General features: G+C 33.6%; 15 protein-coding genes. 11 read left to right on the top strand and 4 right to left on the bottom strand.

The features are described 5' to 3' along the window. Positions 1–105 precede the first annotated feature (105 nt). The 11 genes from C6368_RS08150 (at position 106) to C6368_RS08100 (ending at position 12,468) form a co-directional block, all read left to right on the top strand. On the top strand, positions 106–480 hold the full coding sequence (locus C6368_RS08150; protein WP_107038693.1) for a hypothetical protein: 375 nt from the start codon (positions 106–108) through the stop codon (positions 478–480). Between the two features lie 107 nt (positions 481–587). Then, the gene (locus tag C6368_RS08145; protein ID WP_107038692.1) at positions 588–2,201 is read left to right on the top strand and encodes a hypothetical protein; all 1,614 of its coding nucleotides are present in this window, start codon (positions 588–590) and stop codon (positions 2,199–2,201) included. 209 nt (positions 2,202–2,410) lie between these two features. After that, positions 2,411–6,115 (top strand): PKD domain-containing protein, encoded by a 3,705-nt coding sequence (locus C6368_RS08140; RefSeq protein ID WP_107038691.1) that lies wholly within the window; start codon positions 2,411–2,413, stop codon positions 6,113–6,115. 85 nt (positions 6,116–6,200) lie between these two features. After that, positions 6,201–6,632 carry a lipocalin family protein gene (locus C6368_RS08135; RefSeq protein WP_107038690.1) on the top strand — a complete coding sequence of 144 codons (432 nt, stop codon included), beginning with the start codon at positions 6,201–6,203 and terminating at the stop codon, positions 6,630–6,632. Between the two features lie 35 nt (positions 6,633–6,667). Beyond that, positions 6,668–7,537, top strand: coding sequence for a hypothetical protein (locus tag C6368_RS08130; RefSeq protein WP_107038689.1), 870 nt, complete (start codon positions 6,668–6,670; stop codon positions 7,535–7,537). 60 nt (positions 7,538–7,597) lie between these two features. After that, positions 7,598–8,074, top strand: coding sequence for a hypothetical protein (locus C6368_RS08125; protein ID WP_107038688.1), 477 nt, complete (start codon positions 7,598–7,600; stop codon positions 8,072–8,074). An 80-nt stretch (positions 8,075–8,154) separates the two neighbouring features. Next, positions 8,155–9,054: a hypothetical protein gene (locus C6368_RS08120; protein ID WP_107038687.1), complete on the top strand. Its 900-nt coding sequence runs from the start codon at positions 8,155–8,157 to the stop codon at positions 9,052–9,054. A 194-nt stretch (positions 9,055–9,248) separates the two neighbouring features. After that, entirely contained in the window at positions 9,249–9,806 is a 558-nt protein-coding gene (locus C6368_RS08115; protein ID WP_159038511.1) for a hypothetical protein, read from the top strand. Between the two features lie 125 nt (positions 9,807–9,931). Beyond that, a complete protein-coding gene (locus tag C6368_RS08110) occupies positions 9,932–11,134 on the top strand; it encodes a class I SAM-dependent rRNA methyltransferase (protein ID WP_107038685.1) in 1,203 nt (400 codons plus the stop codon). Positions 11,135–11,196: 62 nt separating this feature from the next. Then, positions 11,197–11,607 (top strand): Fur family transcriptional regulator, encoded by a 411-nt coding sequence (locus tag C6368_RS08105; protein ID WP_107038684.1) that lies wholly within the window; start codon positions 11,197–11,199, stop codon positions 11,605–11,607. 66 nt (positions 11,608–11,673) lie between these two features. Continuing rightward, positions 11,674–12,468 (top strand): cation transporter, encoded by a 795-nt coding sequence (locus C6368_RS08100; RefSeq protein ID WP_107038683.1) that lies wholly within the window; start codon positions 11,674–11,676, stop codon positions 12,466–12,468. A 146-nt stretch (positions 12,469–12,614) separates the two neighbouring features. On the opposite strand, the gene lon is transcribed toward C6368_RS08100, so the two are convergent. The 4 genes from lon to argS form a co-directional block, all read right to left on the bottom strand. Further along, complete coding sequence (gene lon / locus C6368_RS08095) at positions 12,615–15,062, bottom strand: endopeptidase La (RefSeq protein ID WP_107038682.1); 2,448 nt, start codon at positions 15,060–15,062, stop codon at positions 12,615–12,617. Between the two features lie 313 nt (positions 15,063–15,375). Continuing rightward, positions 15,376–15,924 carry a hypothetical protein gene (locus C6368_RS08090; RefSeq protein ID WP_159038510.1) on the bottom strand — a complete coding sequence of 183 codons (549 nt, stop codon included), beginning with the start codon at positions 15,922–15,924 and terminating at the stop codon, positions 15,376–15,378. Between the two features lie 164 nt (positions 15,925–16,088). Continuing rightward, the gene (locus tag C6368_RS08085; protein WP_107038680.1) at positions 16,089–17,237 is read right to left on the bottom strand and encodes a putative sugar nucleotidyl transferase; all 1,149 of its coding nucleotides are present in this window, start codon (positions 17,235–17,237) and stop codon (positions 16,089–16,091) included. An 11-nt stretch (positions 17,238–17,248) separates the two neighbouring features. After that, positions 17,249–19,153 carry an arginine--tRNA ligase gene (argS, locus tag C6368_RS08080; protein WP_107038679.1) on the bottom strand — a complete coding sequence of 635 codons (1,905 nt, stop codon included), beginning with the start codon at positions 19,151–19,153 and terminating at the stop codon, positions 17,249–17,251. Positions 19,154–19,161: the final 8 nt, after the last annotated feature.

Here is a 19,161-nt window from a genome sequence, read left to right as displayed (position 1 = left end):
TTTTTATTAAAGCTTTCCAACGAACAATTATTAAGATAAATTTAGTTTGTATTAAAAACTGTAACCAATTAATTAAAGTAGCGTTATTTTAAAAAACACAATCTTATGAAAAAAGCAGTTTTAAGTTTAGTCCTAATTACTTTTTGCATTTTCCAAACCTTTTCACAGAAAGCAACTTTTCGCGAAGTTCAATGTGATTCAAAAGAAATCACTTTTTATAATGAAGTTGATTTTATGTATAACCCTAGAACCTATGATAGAATTCCCAAAAGAGAAGGTGTAAATTCATATGAAGATTTAACGGAAAAAGAAATCAAAATGCTAAGAAAAACTGCTAAAAAGAGCCGTTCCTGTTTTGTGGTATGCGATTTTGATTACCAAACACCAAAAGCATTAAAGAGTTTTGATCAAGCCGAAGAAGATGAAAAGAAAAATTACTTCTATTTTTATAGTGGCAGAAGAACAGTTCCAATTGAATAATACCTTTTAAAACAAACCCAATATTTATCAAAGTCTTTCATTTAATGAAAGCACATTTCAAAACCATTTATGTTCAACTTCATGAACATGAGCTAAACTATTAATGTATGAAAACTAATTGTTTTTTATTCTGTATTGCAGTGTTAACCTTCACTAGTTGTGTTCAAGAAAATGAAAAGGAACTTGTAGTAGTTTCCGAAACTGAAATCAAACGTTTTGTTCAGCCACCATTCCCTAATGCAGATGTGCCATTTTCAAAATTTGCTGTAGACGCATTTAAAGGAGATACAGTATTTCATGAATCTGGAAGTATTTTAATTTTTCCGTCAAACTCATTTGTTGATGAAAACGGCAACGTAATCGAAGGAGAAGTAGACATTAAATATCGCGAATTTTCGAATCCAATGGACTTTTATTTATCTGGAATTCCCCTCGAATATGACTCTGCAGGTGTATCATATGATTTCGAATCATCTGGAATGTGCGAAGTATTGGCTTTCCAAGATGAAAATCCTGTATTTGTGAATCCCAACAGTAATCCTCAAATCAATCTTGCGAGTAAGAATTCATCAAACAAACATGGCATCTACTTTTTAGACACCGTTAAGAGAAACTGGGAATTCAAAGAAATGAGTACCGCTACTGTTTTGAACTCTCCTATTCAAGAAGATGTTAAAAATTTAGTAAAACCTTTAAAACCTGAAAAAGCCAACAATAAAAGTCCAATTATAGAAATCGAAATTGATCCTAATTCTTTTGAGGAACTAATGATTTTTAACAATTTAAAGTTTCAACTGGATCACAACGAAACAGCTTTCAACCCAAGTGATGCCAATGAACTTTGGCATAAAGTCGAATTAGTAAAAAGAAATAAGAATGGATTATACACTGTGAATTTCAAAAATATAAATAAAAGTGTTTCCTACTCCGCAAGACCCGTTTTAGAAGGAGATGACTATGAAAAAGCGCTTTTGGTCTTTGAAAGAAAAAATGCAGAATACAAAAGAAAACTTAAAAACAGGGTTGAAAGAGGCCGTTTAGCGAAAGAAGAATATGACAGAATACTAAGGTTGAACACTCTAGTCGAAGCAAGAAATAAAGCTTTCGAAAAAGAGAACCGAAAATTAGAAATGAGAAACATCGCAACCAACAAAGAAATTGAGGAAGAGAATAAAAGATTAAGTGATTTAAATGACGAAAAGATCAAAGAAATCAACGAATTAATCGAAAGTAGAATAGCAGCGAATGATGAAATAAGAAGAGATATTGAAAAACAAATTCAATTGAACGAAGAACAACAAATTCAGTATCAAGAAAGGTTAGCGCAAAGAGTTGAAGATAATGAACTAACCGATGAAGTAATGAGAAGTTTCAATATTCAAAGTTTTGGTACTTGGAACTGCGACAGACCTTTTGGAAGAAATCCGCAATGGATAGTGGCAAAATTTATTGACGTAAACGGAGATCATCTTGAACTCACCAATGTTGCTGTTGCAGCCAGGCAACTTAATGGACTTCGAAGATTCCCTAAAACTAAAATTCAAATTGCACAAGGGCTAGAAAACATGATTTTTGCTGTAAATGATGGGAAATTAGCCTACCTCTCATTTAAAGAATTCGCTAAATTAGATGTTGATCCTAATGCCGTAAAACATACTTTCACAATGCAAATAATTCCAAAAGAAAATATCACTTATGAATATTTGCAAGGACTTCAATAAGCTTGAGAACAACACCTAATAAATCAATTATTATAGGGTCGAATGCGAACACATATCACATTGAATGCGAAGTTGCTAAAAAAGGATTGGACTAGACGAGAAACCTTAGTTAAAGTCTTAGGATTAGTTTAAATGAAAGTAATTATTTATTTTTATCTCAATTAAGTATTTGTATTTGAGAATGAAGTACTTATTTTGAACTACACATTATGAGATCGTTTCTAACATTTTTAGTCAGCTTCTTATATATAGGTTTTACCTATGCGCAACCAAACCCTGACTTTTCAGCATCACCTTTAGAAGTTTGTGTTGGTGAACAAATTCAATTTACAGACTTATCCACCTCATCAAATACTATTACAGCTTGGACATGGGATTTTGGAGATGGTTCAACTTCTACTGTACAAAATCCAACACATGCATATACAAATTCAGGAAATTTCACCATCATTTTAACAGCAGTGGACGCCAACGGAGCCGCTCCAGAAGTAAAGATAAATTACATTACTATAAATCCACTTCCGAATACCGGATTTGACACCAATATTTTAGGTGGTTGCACATTGCCAAACGATGTTTCATTTACAAATGTTCAACCTAGTTCTGGTGTCACATATAATTGGGATTTTGGAAATGGTACAAATTCTACGAGTGGAAATCCTCCAAATGTAACATATACCAATCAAGGAACTTACGACATTACCCTTTCAAATACTAATACTGTTACAGGTTGTCAAAATTCAGTGACTCAAACTATTGATATTTACGATTATCAAGCTGATTTTAACATTACATCAGGAAATGCTTGTGAAGGAAATCAAGTTGTTTTTTCAGATAATTCATCACCCGGGACAGATAGTTGGAATTGGAGCTTTGGTGATGGAACAATATCTACTGTTCCCAATCCATCCCATACTTATACATCAACTGGGACTTTTACTATTACATTGACAGTTTCAAATAGTGTGAATGGTTGTTCCGACACTTACACAGAAACAATTACTGTCTTCCCTACTCCAAACCCATCATTTACTTTCAATCCATCTTCTGGCTGTGCTCCTCTTCCTGTCACTTTTACAAATACAAGTAGTGGTAGCGGAACTTTTGATTGGAATTTTGGAGATGGAACGCAAATTACAAACACAAATCCACCCCCACATTCCTACACGAATAATGGTGTATACTCTGTTACATTAACCCAAACAGATGCAAATGGTTGCTCAGGTTCTACGGCACAATATAACATCATCAGTGTTTCTTCAATCACTGCGGAATTTGAAGCAAATATACGCGAAGGATGTGAAGATCTTGATGTAGATTTCACAGATTTATCTACATCTCCAAATACAAATGATCCTATTACAGGTTGGAATTGGGATTTCGGTAATGGTTCTACTTTTAACGGTCAAAATCCACCTACACAAACCTATTCCGAAGGAGTGTATGATGTAGAGTTAACAGTCACTACCAATGCAGGCTGTAGTCAAACTTTTACCCTCACAGAATATATTAAAGTAGGAATTCCACCAAATGCCAATTTCACTTGGACACCTTCATCTGGTTGTGCAAAATCACCATTCAACTTTACAAACACATCAACAGTTTCAATACCTAGCAATCCAAATGACTTTACTTATTTGTGGAGTTTTGGTGATGGAGGAACTTCAGATTTTGTTGACCCAGTATACGATTACCCGTTAGATACGGGTTTTTTTGATGTTCAACTTATCACTAGCTTCAGAGGCTGTCCGGATACAATTTCTTACACGGATGCAGTTTATATAATTGCTCCAATTGCCAATTTCAGTGTGACCGAGGTTTATTGCTCTCCAACTTTACCATTAGTTGTCACTTTTAACGATTTGGCAATAATCGGTGAAGTAACAGATAATTCGAAGATGATTTGGGATTGGGGTGATGGTACTAATGAAGAATATTTCTCACCCAATGTTTACGCTAATAACCCGGGTCAAATTACCCACACTTTTGATAATTTAGGTTCTTATAATGTAAAGCAAGTGGTTCATAATTACACCACCGGATGTTCTGACAGTATCACTACCATTATTCATTTATCAGAACTCGAAGGTGTAATCACCGCTTCTAATGATTCTGTTTGTAATAATGATTATGTTACATTTTCGAACAATAATATCGTCTCAACTCATGGGGTTTTCAGTAGTAACTTCAACATTAATAATGATACCATCATATTCTTAAATAATTTCACTTATCCCTTTGATAATCCTGGAACTTCTGAGATTATTTTAACCGTTGTCAATAATGTTGGTTGTACAGATACGGTTGAATTCTTGTTGGATGTCTTAGCATTACCAACCGCTAGTATTAATCCATCAGAAAACGTCGGATGCAGCCCATTGACAGTTACATTCACCAATAATTCTGTAAGTCAAAGTGGAGTTCCTATTTCTAATTTTGATTGGACTTTTGAAAACGGAACTACGCAAACAACTACGGGTGTCAATCAAACTACAAATTACACTTTCATAAACGAAGGAATTTTCGAAACACAGCTGAATATTATTGACGATTTTGGATGCGTTTCTCCCACTGCTTCTGTTCAAACAGAAATCACCAAACCAATCGCAGATTTTGACTTCCCTCCTGTGGTTTGTAATGATGAAACTTTTACAGCAAATAACACTTCCGTTGATTTCACATCATCTGAATGGTTAATAAACAATGTTCAAGAATCTACAAGTGAAAGTTTAACCACAAGTTTTAACCACTTTGGATCACCAACCGAATTATCTTTTGTAGACAGCATTACTCTTATTGTTACTGATATCAATGGTTGTAAAGACACTTTGAAACAAGAAATCATCACTTCAACTCCTAATGCTAACTTCGAATTTGAGTTTAGCGGAGCAAACATAAATGAAAATGGTAATTTTATTTGTCCGCCAGTTTTCACAGACCTCACTGATTCATCAGAATCTTATGGGAATATCACTGATTGGAATTGGGATTTCAGTGATGGAAAATTCTCAACACTTCAAAATCCAAATAATACTTATGTTTTTGCCGGAACTTATTCAGGAACATTAGTTATTACTGACGAATTTGGTTGCACTGATTCGATAACCTACGTTGATTATTTAACAATTGGAGGTCCGGTTGGTGAAGTTGAATGGACCCTCTTTGACAAATGCGCAAATGAATACAAATTTTCACCATACAATCTTGAAGGTGTTTCAGATATAGTATGGGATTTAGGAAATGGTGAAATTATAAATTCACTTGATGAATTCAATTACATTTATGAAACGGCTGGAACATTTTATCCAACAGCAACTTTAATCAATGAAGACGATTGCAATATTCTTTATATCCTTGACACCATTGAAGTAAAAGTCAGTCCAATTACACCCTATTTTGAAATCAATCCATTGACAATGAATTGGGGAGAACAGGCAACAATTACGGATTATTCCACAGGTGGTTTTGGAGGAATTGTAGATTGGTATTGGGATACTGGCGGAGAGCAATTCCACAACAATGGAACTCCATTTGATTACTTGTTTAATTCCGCGGGAGAACTCGTTGTGACTTTAATTGTTACAGATTCCGAAGGTTGTCAGGCATCATATGAAGTCATCGTAAATGTAACGACCAATTTAACGATACCCAACATTTTAACACCAAACGGAGATAATGCAAATGACGTTTTCCGTTTGATTGATAATCCTTTCAAAAACTATACGGTCACTATTCTAAACAGGTGGGGAAATATTGTGAATGAGTCAATCGTGATTGAAGACGATTTCTTGTGGGACGGCACAAAAAGAAACGGAGATTACTGTGTTGATGGTGTCTACTTCTATATTATTAATGGAATTCAAAGAGATGGTTCTGAAAGAACGGAACATGGATTTGTGCATTTGGAGAGGTAAAATGGTTGAGGAAAATATATCTATTTTTTAAAAATGAACCCTTTCCATCTTGGAATGTACTGACATAAAACAAATACATTTCATCATGAAGAAATTACTTTTTCTACTTCCGATTTTGCTTATATTCCAAAACTTACACGCCCAATCCATCCAAGGGAAATGGGGAATAAACCAACTCATTACGGATTCAGAAACCAAGGAATATCGTCTCTTTCAAACTGAAGCAGATAGATTCCACTATGGAAATAATATCGTTTTCAAAGAAGATGGAACATTTGAAAGTTACTACACCGCTCCCTGCGGAAATGATTGTTTCACCAATACTTCTGGAACATATAAAATCATAAATACAACTCACCTCACCCTATTTTTACAAACTATAACTAAAAATGGAATGTGTGAAGGCAATTCTAAACCCAACAAAAGTCTGGGAGTTTATTCTATTCATCATATGAATGGAGGAATACAATTGATAAAAAGCAGTAGTTTAATTCTGAATGAGGAAAAGGAAAAATAGAACTTAAATTCACACATATTAAAACATTAATTCTAATGAAAAATTACATCATTTTCTTATTTCTATTATTTCAATTTACCGCTTTTGGTCAAGAAGACACTTTAAACAAAGAGAAAATTGTTCATCAAGAAATTCAAATTATTGATTGCGCACATAGTCATATATGTTGTCAGGTAGGTTGCTCATGCTGTCCGAACAGGCAAGCCAAACTTCATGATTTCCTGCCATCTGTAGATGAAAGAACCAATTATCCAAAAAATGATGGTTTAACCTATAATCAATATGTTGGTGAAACCATAGCAGGTTATCATCTTGCCGATGGCTGGAGAAAAGATACAATCAACGGTGGCTTTAACAAAGAAATATATGATAATCCATTTATTGAATCAACTCGATTCGATAAACAAATGTCGAGCAATCTAAAGGCCTTTAAATATGTAAATGGTAAACCTTACACGGGAAGAGTCGAAGATACAATATTAATCAGCTTTACTCCCGATAAAATCCGAGGATACCTTAATGGGAAACCTTATTACGAATCAAAAGAACTCACTGTAATTTTAAGAGGCGACTGCGTAAATGGAATGATGCAAGGAAGGGGAATTCTTGCAGGACAACTCGTTGGATTTGGAATGTATAACAATCTAAAACTGGCAGAATGCATTTTTGAAGATGGAGAGATTGTTGGAATTGTCCAAAATTGGGATTTAAACTCTATTGAGTTCGAAATTAACGACAGAAAAATTCACAGTAGAGAAACCACCAAAGATTATTTTGAATTCATTAAATTATTAGAATTAACAGAAGTCACTTACGAAAAAGGGAATTCTGATTGGATTGAAAGAGTGACTTATAATGGGAGTGATAGCAAGAATAAGGTAATTTCACGCAGAAAAAATGGATAATGAATTTTTAATTTCATCACATAATCCCGTATTTCAATTATTTTTATCCTAAAAATAAAAATGAATAATTTGAAACCTATTGATAAAATTAGTGCGCGTGTATTAAAAAACGAATACCTATTCATTTCTCTCACTGTAGTTGCTTTTGCACTAAAGCCCTTAAACATTCAATACTCCAATCTAATAACAATTGTCCTACTGTCCACTGTATCATTAGCCTATGTTTTGGCTGCTCAGAAAAGTTTCCCTGAGGAAGAAGCCAAAGAAATGAACTCCTTTTTTTTCAAATTAGGAGGAATTGCTTCTGGAATTGCAATCATCGGAATTCTATTTAATATTTTGGATTTTCCAAATTCCAAAATGTTAGTTATTGTTGGTAGTACTACTGTAATGATCATTTTAGGAATTATAGCGATTAATAAGGATAATAAAATTAATATGAGCCTATTTAGTCCAACTTTAAAACTGCGCTTTCTGTTTATATCTTTAATCTCAATTGTCTTTTTACTTGATGAATATGAAATAATTGCCATTTAAGTATATGATTTTTATGTGTTCTTTATCTGCTATTATAATGTCATGATTTGCATTTCTTTATTTAAAATCAATTTCTAAAGATGAAAAAACTATTTTTTATTTTGACGTTTATCCTACCTTTACTCGGGAGTTCGCAAGAACTTCGGTTGTTTAATATCCAACTTTTTTCTTTTGACTCTGTTCAGAAGGGCGCTTTTATTCCACTTACAGACATGAACCTTTGGAATGAAGAAACGTGGCCATTTGCCGAAGTTTTTTACGAGAAAAATGAATTAAAAAAGGATGAAATTCAAACTTTACCCCAAAATATTAAGTCCGATTTTTTAAATTTTGTAAAAATAAAGGAAACTGATTCTATTTTTATTTACAATATGCTTCTTGATACTGTTTTTAAATTTCAAGTTGACAAAACAGAATTAATTCGTAAACAAAATCCTTATTTTGGAGAAGTTGTAGCTTTAAAAATTCTGGATCTTGATCTTGAATCGATGGGAACATTTTATTGGAATTCATTTGTATTTATTGGTTCGTCAAATCCATTTCAAACTGGAAATATTCATCAAATAAAATGGCAAAAGGTTCATAAGTCTGAATTTCCTTCAGGAATTGAAATTCCAATCAATAAAAATTGGGAAGATACTTATTCTCCCGGCGAAACTTATAAATATTTAACTAATGAACACGAGTATCTTATTCAGAATTTAGAAGTTCTAAAAGGAATGACTGAAGGTAGGCACCTTATTATAAGGCACAAAGAGACTAAAGAAATTGTCCATAATTCAGCATTTATGTATACAGAAGGCACAGATCTTTCACCGTTATTTTCAGAATCCGAAAACAATCAATGGACGGGAAAAATATTTAAAAATAAACCTACAATTCTATACGGATTTTTATGGCTTTCTTTCGGTTGTCCAAGTATAGATTTTATAGGAAATAAAGAGCCTTCTCTAATTATCTATTGCGATAATCGACATTGAAAAATAAAAGCTAATTCCAGAAGAAACACCCACAAATGGCTCAAAATATTTGACTACGAAATTGATAATAAATAAATCACTTTTGATTATGTAACCTAACAACTACAAAACGTTCTATTTTTATGAGGCTTTTTTCAACATTAATATGCATTCTAATTTCATTTGGAATTTCAGCACAAGTTCAAATGAAAAACATGAGTTTGGTATCACCCGACTCAGCTGTGGCTTATGCTCACACTTATAATCGCCTAGAAATTACTGGAATTAATCAAGAAAAAACGCACACTCTACTTTGTAGTGGGGATACGATTTCTAAAAATTCGACAAACTCTTTCGGTTACTCGCCAAAAACGCAAGGAGTGCAAACATTGCAATTGTTTGAAGGAAAAAAGATTATTAAAGAATTTCAAATCCGAGTTGAAACTCTAAATCCTATTCAAGTGTACTTAGCAGGTCTTCGAGACTCTGTTGTTTCGTCACTAGAACTGTTCAACAACCCTTATTTTGAAGTTACTTATACACCTCAACTATTAAATCCTTGTACTTCCGTGCAGAGTTGCTACATAATTATTGAAAAGGCTAATGGCGATAGCCTTCATTATTCAAATATTTACAGTCTTCGAAATCTAGAAAAAAGAATCAATCTAGAAAATGGTGATGTGTTTATTGTTCACACCGTTACTTTAAAATGTCCATCCTGTAAATCTAGCAGGAAATATTTGGGCTTGAGGTTCACAATTAAAAACGACTAAGAAATTTTAATTCAATTTTCGTCGATTCAACCACTCCTAGTTAGAACAAATAGCAAATCGTCCGTAAGTAAAAACCACCCTACTCCCTCAAAAATCACTACTTTCGCAATTCCAAAACGAATAAAATGAAAATCCCCACATTAGCAATAAAACTGAATAAAGCCGGAGAGAGAGCCGTAAAACAAGGTCATCCTTGGATATTTGAAAACAGTATTGAAAAAGCTCCAGATAAAAACGCTGAGGCTGGTAGTTTGTGTGTGATATTCGACCAACGTTACAACAAACCAATGGCTTTTGGATTGTGGGATCCTAAAGAAATCATTAGAATTAAAATTATTTTTCAGGGAAATAGCTTACAGTTGAATACTGAATTTTGGAAAGCTCAATTGAAAAAAGCGTATTCGAAAAGAGAAAAGCTAATCAATAAAGGCATCACAGGTTTTAGAGGAATTCATGGTGAAAATGATAGTTTTCCAGGTTTAATATTGGATGTATATGCGAAAGCTGGTGTATTAAAAGTATATTCTGAGATATGGAAACCTTACTTAGAAATCTTAATGGAAGAAATCCAAAGTTTATACGGATTAGATTCTCTTATCATCAGATTCAGTAGAAAAATTGGTCAGAAAAACACTTTTCCTTATGAAGAAGGTCACGTTATTGGTGAGCCTTTAGAAGATGAAAAAGTAGAATTTGAAGAATATGGTGTGAAATTTTACGCCTACACACAGTCTGGACACAAAACTGGATTCTTTTTAGACCAACGTCCAAACAGATTATGGGTTCAAGAAAATGCCAAAAACAAAAAAGTACTCGATGTATTTAGTTATGTTGGCGGATTTGGAATTCATGCTTTAAAAGGAGGTGCAGAATCCTTAACATCAATCGACATTAGTCAACAAGCGATGGATGTAGCTGCAGAAAACATCAAACTTAACAAGCTCGACAAATCTAAATGGACTCCAGTTGCAGAAGATGCATTTTTGGCCATGAAAGAATTAATCGACAAAAACCAAGAATTCGATATTGTAATTATTGATCCGCCATCATTTGCAAAACAAGCAAGTGAAGTAAATAGTGCATCTAACCAATATGAAAGACTAGCAAGACTGGGTAGAGATTTAACCAAGAAACATGGAACTTTAATTCTAGGCTCATGTTCTAGTCGCATCAGTCTAGAAGAATTTGAAGAAATTCATAAAAGCGCGAGCATAACAGCAGGAAATGGTTGGAAATATCTACACTTCAAATTACACGATGACGATCACCCAATTGGTTTTCCGCAGAGCAATTATTTGAAGACAATTTTTTATGAGAAAAGGGTTTAGGTAATTGATAATTAAAAAAATTATAGAAATAAACTAAGTTGATTAGAGTTAAAGTTTCAAACATGAAAAGCCCAGAAGAAATTCTTGAACTTAAAAATGTAAAGTGCACTTCGATAAGAATTGTCGTTTTACAGCATCTTTTAAGTCAAGAAAAGGCGGTTTCATTAAAAGACATTGAAGCCGAATTAACATACACAGATAGAAGTTCTATTTTCAGAACTTTAAAGACTTTTGAAAAAAACAAAGTTATTCATAGTATTGAAGATGGTTCGGGCATGATTAAATATGCAATTTGCTCGGAAGATTGTAATTGCGATCCAGAAGATTTACACTTTCATTTCTATTGCTCCAATTGCGGCAAAACTTTCTGTCTTTTAGACACTCCAATTCCTAATATCCAACTCCCTGAAAACTTCAAATTACAGCAAGCTAATTTTGTTATAAAAGGACTATGCAATCATTGCAACCAATAATCTTTGCAATCGAGTTGCACTGAAACTGTGCTATTATTGTTCTATTCATAAATATAGAATAGACAAATGCAAAAGACAATTTTTGAAATTTCTAAAATGGATTGCCCATCCGAGGAAAGTCTGATCAGAATGAAGTTAGCTGAATTCTCCGGTATAGCACATTTAGAATTCAATATTGCTGACCGAAAATTAACCGTTTTCCACACAGGTCATTCAGATAAAATAGAAGATTCCATTAACTCGCTTAATCTAGGCAGTAAGATAATTTCGAATGAAAAATCAAATCAAACCTGTTTTCAAGAACACAATAGCCAGCGTAAATTACTTTGGGTAGTACTTTGGATCAATTTCTTATTTTTCACCATAGAAATATCTACTGGTATTTTATCAAAATCCATGGGACTTATTGCAGATAGTTTAGATATGCTTGCAGACAGCTTCGTTTATGGTATAAGTTTATTGGCCGTTAGAGGATCAATAATCAAAAAGAAAAAAATAGCCAAACTAGCTGGATATTTTCAAATACTACTCGCGCTAATCGGTTTTATAGAAGTCCTAAGAAGAACTTTAGGAACAGAAAAGCTCCCCGACTTCCAGACAATGATAATTGTTTCAATTTTTGCATTAGTTGCAAATGCAGCTTGTTTAATAATATTACAAACTTCAAAAAGCAAAGAAGAAGCTCACATGAAAGCCAGCATGATCTTCACGTCTAACGATATAATCATAAACTCAGGAGTAATAATCGCTGGAATTTTAGTGAATTGGATGAATTCTAGCAAACCTGATTTGATTATAGGGACAATCGTTTTCATTTTAGTAATTCAAGGAGCGTTTAGAATTTTAAAATTGAGTAAATAATTAAAAAATAATTTCAGAAAAAACCAGTCACTAAAAAACCACTCCCTACCAAAATAGAAAGTGGCTTTCTTAATTAAAACATAAACCAATAATTAGCTACGCTGAGGTCTAAAGCCGTTCGTAATTCGTAATTATCTAATTCGTAATTAGTTCACCGAAACTGCGTCCAAAACTTTAACTTTTGTCAAAGCGATATCCAAAACTTCTTTCATGTTACTCACAAAATGGAAAGTTAAACCATTCAAATAATCTTCTTTTATTTCTTCAATATCTTGCTTGTTTTGATCACTTAGAATGATTTCCTTTATATCTGCACGTTTTGCAGCTAAAATCTTCTCTTTGATTCCTCCAACTGGCAAAACATCACCTCTTAAAGTAATTTCTCCTGTCATCGCAAGATTCTTCTTCACCTTCCTTTGCGTGAACAAAGAAGCCAAAGACGTCAACATTGTAATTCCTGCTGATGGACCATCTTTTGGTGTTGCTCCTTCTGGAACGTGCATGTGGACATCATAATTATTGAAAACATCTGCCTCTAATCCTATCCATTCTGGATGTGCTTTCAAAAATTGCAAAGCAATCGTTGCAGATTCTTTCATTACATCTCCTAGGTTTCCAGTCAACGTTAATTTACCTTTTCCTTTAGCCAAAGAAGATTCGATAAATAAAATATCACCACCCATTGAAGTCCAAGCCAATCCTGTAACAACTCCAGCAACATCATTGTTTGCATACATTGTTTTCTTTCTTCCAGGCCCCATAATATCAACTAGATTCTCAGCTGAAATGGTTTTCTTAAAATCTTCTTCCATTGCAATTTGACGGGCACGATTTCTTACCAATTTGGCAACGGCCTTGTCTAATCCCCTCACTCCTGATTCTCTTGTATATTCTTCAATTAGTTTTTCAAGAGTGGCTTTTCCAATAGAAATATCAGATTTTTTTATTCCATGCTCCTTAATTTGGTCTGGAAGTAAGTGTCTTTTAGCTATTTCGACTTTCTCTTCAACAGTATATCCAGAAACCTCGATCATTTCCATACGGTCACGTAATGGACCCTGAATTGTTGATAAATCATTCGCTGTTGCAATAAACAACACTTTCGATAAATCATATTCTGTTTCTAAATAATTATCATAAAATTCATTGTTTTGTTCAGGATCTAAAACCTCTAACATTGCACTGGAAGGGTCTCCATGGTTAGAACGTGCTATTTTATCAATCTCATCCAATACAAAAACTGGATTCGATGTTCCTGCTTTTTTGATGTTCTTAATTACACGTCCTGGCATTGCACCAATGTAAGTTTTTCTATGTCCACGAATTTCACTTTCATCGTGAATTCCACCCAATGACATTCTTACATATTTTCTTCCCAATGCTTCTGCAACTGACTTTCCTAATGAAGTTTTACCAACTCCCGGAGGTCCGTAAAAACAAAGAATCGGAGATTTCATATCTTTTTTCAACTTCAATACAGCCAAATATTCCAGAATACGCTTCTTTACCTTTTCTAAACCATAATGATCTCTTTCTAAAATTTTCTCTGCACGTTTAAGGTCAAGATTATCACTTGTATAATCATCCCAAGGTAAATCTAAAAGCATTTCCAAATAGTTCAATTGAACTGTGTATTCAGCTCCTTGTGGATTAGAACGCTGCAAACGATTCAGTTCTTTTTCGAACATCTCCTCCACTTTCTTCGACCATTTTTTCTTTTTGGCTCGTTCACGCATTCTTTCCACATCTTGTTCTTGTGGATTTCCACCTAACTCTTCTTGAATCGTTTTTATTTGTTGATTTAAGAAATACTCACGTTGCTGTTTATCCAAATCAACCTTTACCCGTGTTTGAATTTCGTTACGCATTTCAAGTTGCTGCGCTTCAATAGTTAAATGTTGAAGAACAGACATTGCTCTTTTCTTCAAATCCATTTCATCCAGCATCTTTTGCTTTGTAGCAACATCAGCGTTCATATTTGATGAAATAAAATTGATTAAGAAACTTGGACTATCAATATTTTTAATTGCAAATTGAGCTTCAGATGGAATGCTGGGAGATTCTTTGATGATTTTCAATGACAATTCTTTCATTGATTGAATTATCGCTGTAAATTCTTTACTGCGTTTCGGTGCTTTAGCTTCTTTACACAATTTAATTTTACCGCGTAAAAACGGTTTTTCTTGTGTAATTTCTTCTAATTCAAATCTTCTCTTCCCTTGAATGATTACTGTTGAAGTTCCGTCAGGCATTTTTAACAAACGAAGAATCGTTGCCACAGTACCTATCTTATGAAGGTCTTTTCCTTCTGGATCCTCTACTTCCGGATTCTTTTGTGAAACAACTCCAACTACTTTATCACTCCCATTGGCGTGCTTAATTAAATCAATGGATTTATCCCTTCCAACCGTAATTGGAATTACAACTCCAGGAAACAATACATTATTTCTTAAGGGTAAAATCGGAATATCCGATGGAAATTCTGCATTGTTCATATCTTCCTCCTCTTCTTGTGTGATTAAAGGGATGAATTCTGCATCTTGATCATCTGGTGATCCAACTCTTATTATGCTTTTATCAAAAATATCATTCATATCTTATATGCGCTTTTGCGTCAATGTGTCAGTTAGTACTTATTATTAAGTTAAAGAAATTTATTAAATCCCCAACAATAATTGCAGGTTGATATTGTTCAATCCTTGTGCCATAATAAAAAACTGTCAGTTTTGACAGTTTTTTATTATGGCACAAGGGAGAGGATATCGATAAAAATCGAAAAGGAGAGAATTAGTAGGGAGAGGGCAAGAATTTCAGGGAGATGAAATTTAGAAAAAACATGATTTGAGCTAAATTAGAATATTCGAAGAAGAACCTTTTATGCAAAAACAACTCTTTTTCTCACTGCTTTCAATTTGTAAAATTTAAATATTCATTTATTTCATCCGTAATCCAACCGTAGACTTCACCTTTTCTCTTGGTTCGGTAGAACAAATTAAAACTCCCCCTGATTATTTTCCCATCAATTGGATTTTCAAGTATCGCATTAAAATATAATGTATTAGCTCTTACAAATTTGAATTCTACATTTTTAATAATCGCTAAATCTAGGTAGTCATAGTTAACTGTATCTTTTAAAAGTAAATTTTCATTAGAGTCAATTATCACAGCTTTATCTATTTTCTTGGATATCGAAAAGTTTGGTATGTTAACAAGCGAAATAAGGAAATCACTCTTGATTAACTTTTGATCTTTATATGTCCCAACACCAAATACTTTTACAAACCCTTTATTGTTACCAATCTGCAATGGATAGGTAGAATTGATTGTGTCGAGGTAAATTCCATTTGACTCAATAGAATTCAACTCCAAAGCTTCGGAATTGATCAACGTATTTTCTGATTTCTCGGAGCAAGAAAACAGATAGAATAACAAAAATATTATGACACTTAATTTCATAGGTAATATATTTTGAAAACAATAGCAACTGAACTGAAGCCAATACATCGATTTTCAATTTTTACAACTTCATCTATAAAAGTTCGGAATCTTATAAATAAAGAGCAAATTAACTTCTATAGATTAAATTGGTTGGTATACCTTCTCCCTGAAAATTTATAATTTTATTTCTTCGGGAATAAATAATTTAATATTTTCAAGTCTCCCTCGGTAATTTTCTTCTTTCTTCGAATCATCATTTGGTTTCCAGCATCTATTGCTCTATCTAAATCATAAACTGAAGAATTTTCTTCACCTCCCCATGAGAAATTAGGAACATACTTTGGAGGAAAACCAGATGTAAAAATATTGGCGCAAACACCTATCACAGTTGCAGTATTTAACATGGTATTAATGCTCGTTTTGGAATGATCTCCCATAGAAACTCCCATAAACATCAATTCCGTTTGCTCCATTCCTTCCGATAAATAACTAAAGGTTTTCACATTACCATAGTTATTTTTGAGGTTAGAACAATTCGTATCAGCTCCAAGATTGCACCATTCTCCAATCACTGAATTTCCTAAAAAACCATCGTGACCTTTATTAGAATATGCTTGAAAGATCACATTATTCACTTCTCCTCCAACTTTACAGTGTGGTCCTAAAGAAGTAGCCCCATACACTTTAGTTGATAATTTCAAAGCACTGCTTTCTGCCATGGCTAAACCACCTCGAACAACACTACCTTCCATTATTTCGGCATTCTTTCCTATATAGATTGGTCCCGATTTAACGTTAAGAATTGCACATTCTACAGTTGCTCCTTCTTCAATAAAAAGTTGACTTGCATCTCCAATCAAAGTATTCGTTGTTGAAAGTTGGGCACTTTCTTTTCCTTCAGTATAAGCTTTATAGTCAGCTGCAAGTGCAATATCATTCTTTTGAAATAAATCCCAGCGGTTTTCTAAGACAACTAAATCTTCAATCGTTTTTGAAACACTGTTTTTAGGTTCAAAAAATTCTCCTCTGTGCGCCAAAAAAACGCCCTGCATATACAAACTTTGATTCACCTCTAATTTTTGAACCAACTCCACTAATTCAGCGTTAGGAATCACAGCAGAATTAATCCAAATATTATCCTTTGATTGCTTCATCGGAAACTTATCAGATAAATAGTCTTCCGTTTTAAATGAAACTGAAGCTTCTGGTAAATAAAATTGCCAACGCTCATCATTTGTCCACATTCCAATACGAAGATTCCCTACCGGTCGTGTGAGTGTCAGTGGTGCAAATGTTAAATGATTCGATAAATCGTGGAGGATAATATTCATGATTCTACTTTTTACATTCTATTTGGTACGTTAATTCCCAACAAACGCATTGCTGTTTGAATAACTTTACCTGTATTTTGACTAATTAATATTCTCGCATTTTTCAATGCTATATTTTCTTCTTTCATCACACTAAATGCCTGATAAAATGAATTATAATTCTTTACTAAATCGAAGGTGTAATTGGCAATTAAAGCTGGACTATAATTTTGACCTGCTTCTTTAACCACCAATGGAAATTCACTCAATTGTTTAATTAATTCTTTTTCTGCCTGATCAATGTCCATGTCTTTTTCAGGATTCACCAATTCAACTTTCGTCATTAATGAATTGATTCTTGCATATGCATATTGAATGAAAGGTCCAGTGTTTCCGTTTAATTCAATAGATTCATCCGGATTAAACTTCATGCGTTTTTGTGGATCAACTTTCAGTAAATAATACTTCAAACCTCCCATTCCAATCAATTCATAAAGATTGTCACGCTCCGCTTCTGTCATTCCATCAATGTGCCCACGTTCTTTCGTACTCTCTTTAGCCATTGAAACAACTTCTTCCATCAAGTCATCGGCATCCACTACTTTACCTTCACGAGATTTCATTTTACCATCTGGTAAATCGACCATTCCATAAGATAAATGGTAACAATTTTTGGCCCAATCGTAGCCTAATTTCTTCAGAATCAAAAATAAAACCTGAAAATGATAATCCTGCTCATTTCCAACAGTATAAATAACTCCATTTAATTTTGGATAATCTTTAAATCGATCAATTGCTGTTCCGATGTCTTGCGTCATGTAAACAGCTGTTCCATCCGCTCGCAGTACCAATTTCTCATCTAAACCTTCTTCCGTCAAATCCACCCAAACAGAACCATCATCTTTTTTAAAGAAAACACCTTTATCCAAGCCTTCTGTAACATGGTCTTTACCAATCAAGAAAGTTTCAGATTCATAATAAATTTTATCAAAATCAACTTCCATTCGGTTGTATGTCTTGTCAAAACCAACATAAACCCAGTTATTCATCATTCCCCAAAGTTTTCTTGCCTCAGGATCATTTGACTCCCATTTCAACAACATTTCACTTGCATCCTTGGTCAACTGTGTGAAAGGCACACCAAAAGCAGCAATTTTACGATAAATTCCAGTTTTTTTCTTGTCATCATCTGCTGCTTCAAAGGCTGCAAACAATCCAGGTAATTTTTCTTTTGCTTCTTCTGGAATAGCACTATCTGAATAGTCATTTGCTTTCCATTCAGTAACCAATTCAAATCCTTGAAGAGTTACTTGCTTGTCGAATTCAATATAGTATTTCCCAACAAAATGATCTCCTTTTAATCCTGTAGAATTAGGGGTTTCTCTTTCTCCATTTTCATCTTTAGCAGCAAATTGCTCCCAAGCCACCATACTTTTACAAATATGGATACCACGGTCGTTAATGATTTGTGTTTTCACCACTTCGTGTCCATTTGCTTTCAAAATTTCAGAAACACTGTATCCCAAAAAGATGTTACGCATATGTCCTAAATGCAAAGGTTTATTTGTATTCGGTGAAGAATATTCAACCATATACATTTCTCCTGAAGGCGATGGTGCACATCCGAAGTTTTCATCTTCAGTCATATTGAAAAGTTCATTTTTCCAAAAATCGTTTGTTAAATTCAGATTTAAGAACCCACTCACCACATTGTAGCCTTCAACTTCGTCCATTTCATCAGTCAAGAAACGACCAATATCCTCTCCTACTTTAATTGGAGAAGATTTTAATATTTTCACAAATGGAAAAACAACCAAAGTCATATCCCCTTCCACATCTTTTCTTGTCTTCTGAAACTGAATTAATTTCTCTTCAATTTCAACTCCAAAAATCGACAAACTATTTTCAAGCAATAATGCTTTAATTTTATTTTCCATTCTAAATT

This window comes from Brumimicrobium mesophilum (genome assembly GCF_003025005.1).
Lineage (GTDB): Bacteria > Bacteroidota > Bacteroidia > Flavobacteriales_D > Crocinitomicaceae > Brumimicrobium > Brumimicrobium mesophilum.
The sequence above is the reverse complement of the archived record's forward strand: the minus strand, read 5'-3'. Positions and strand labels throughout refer to the sequence as shown.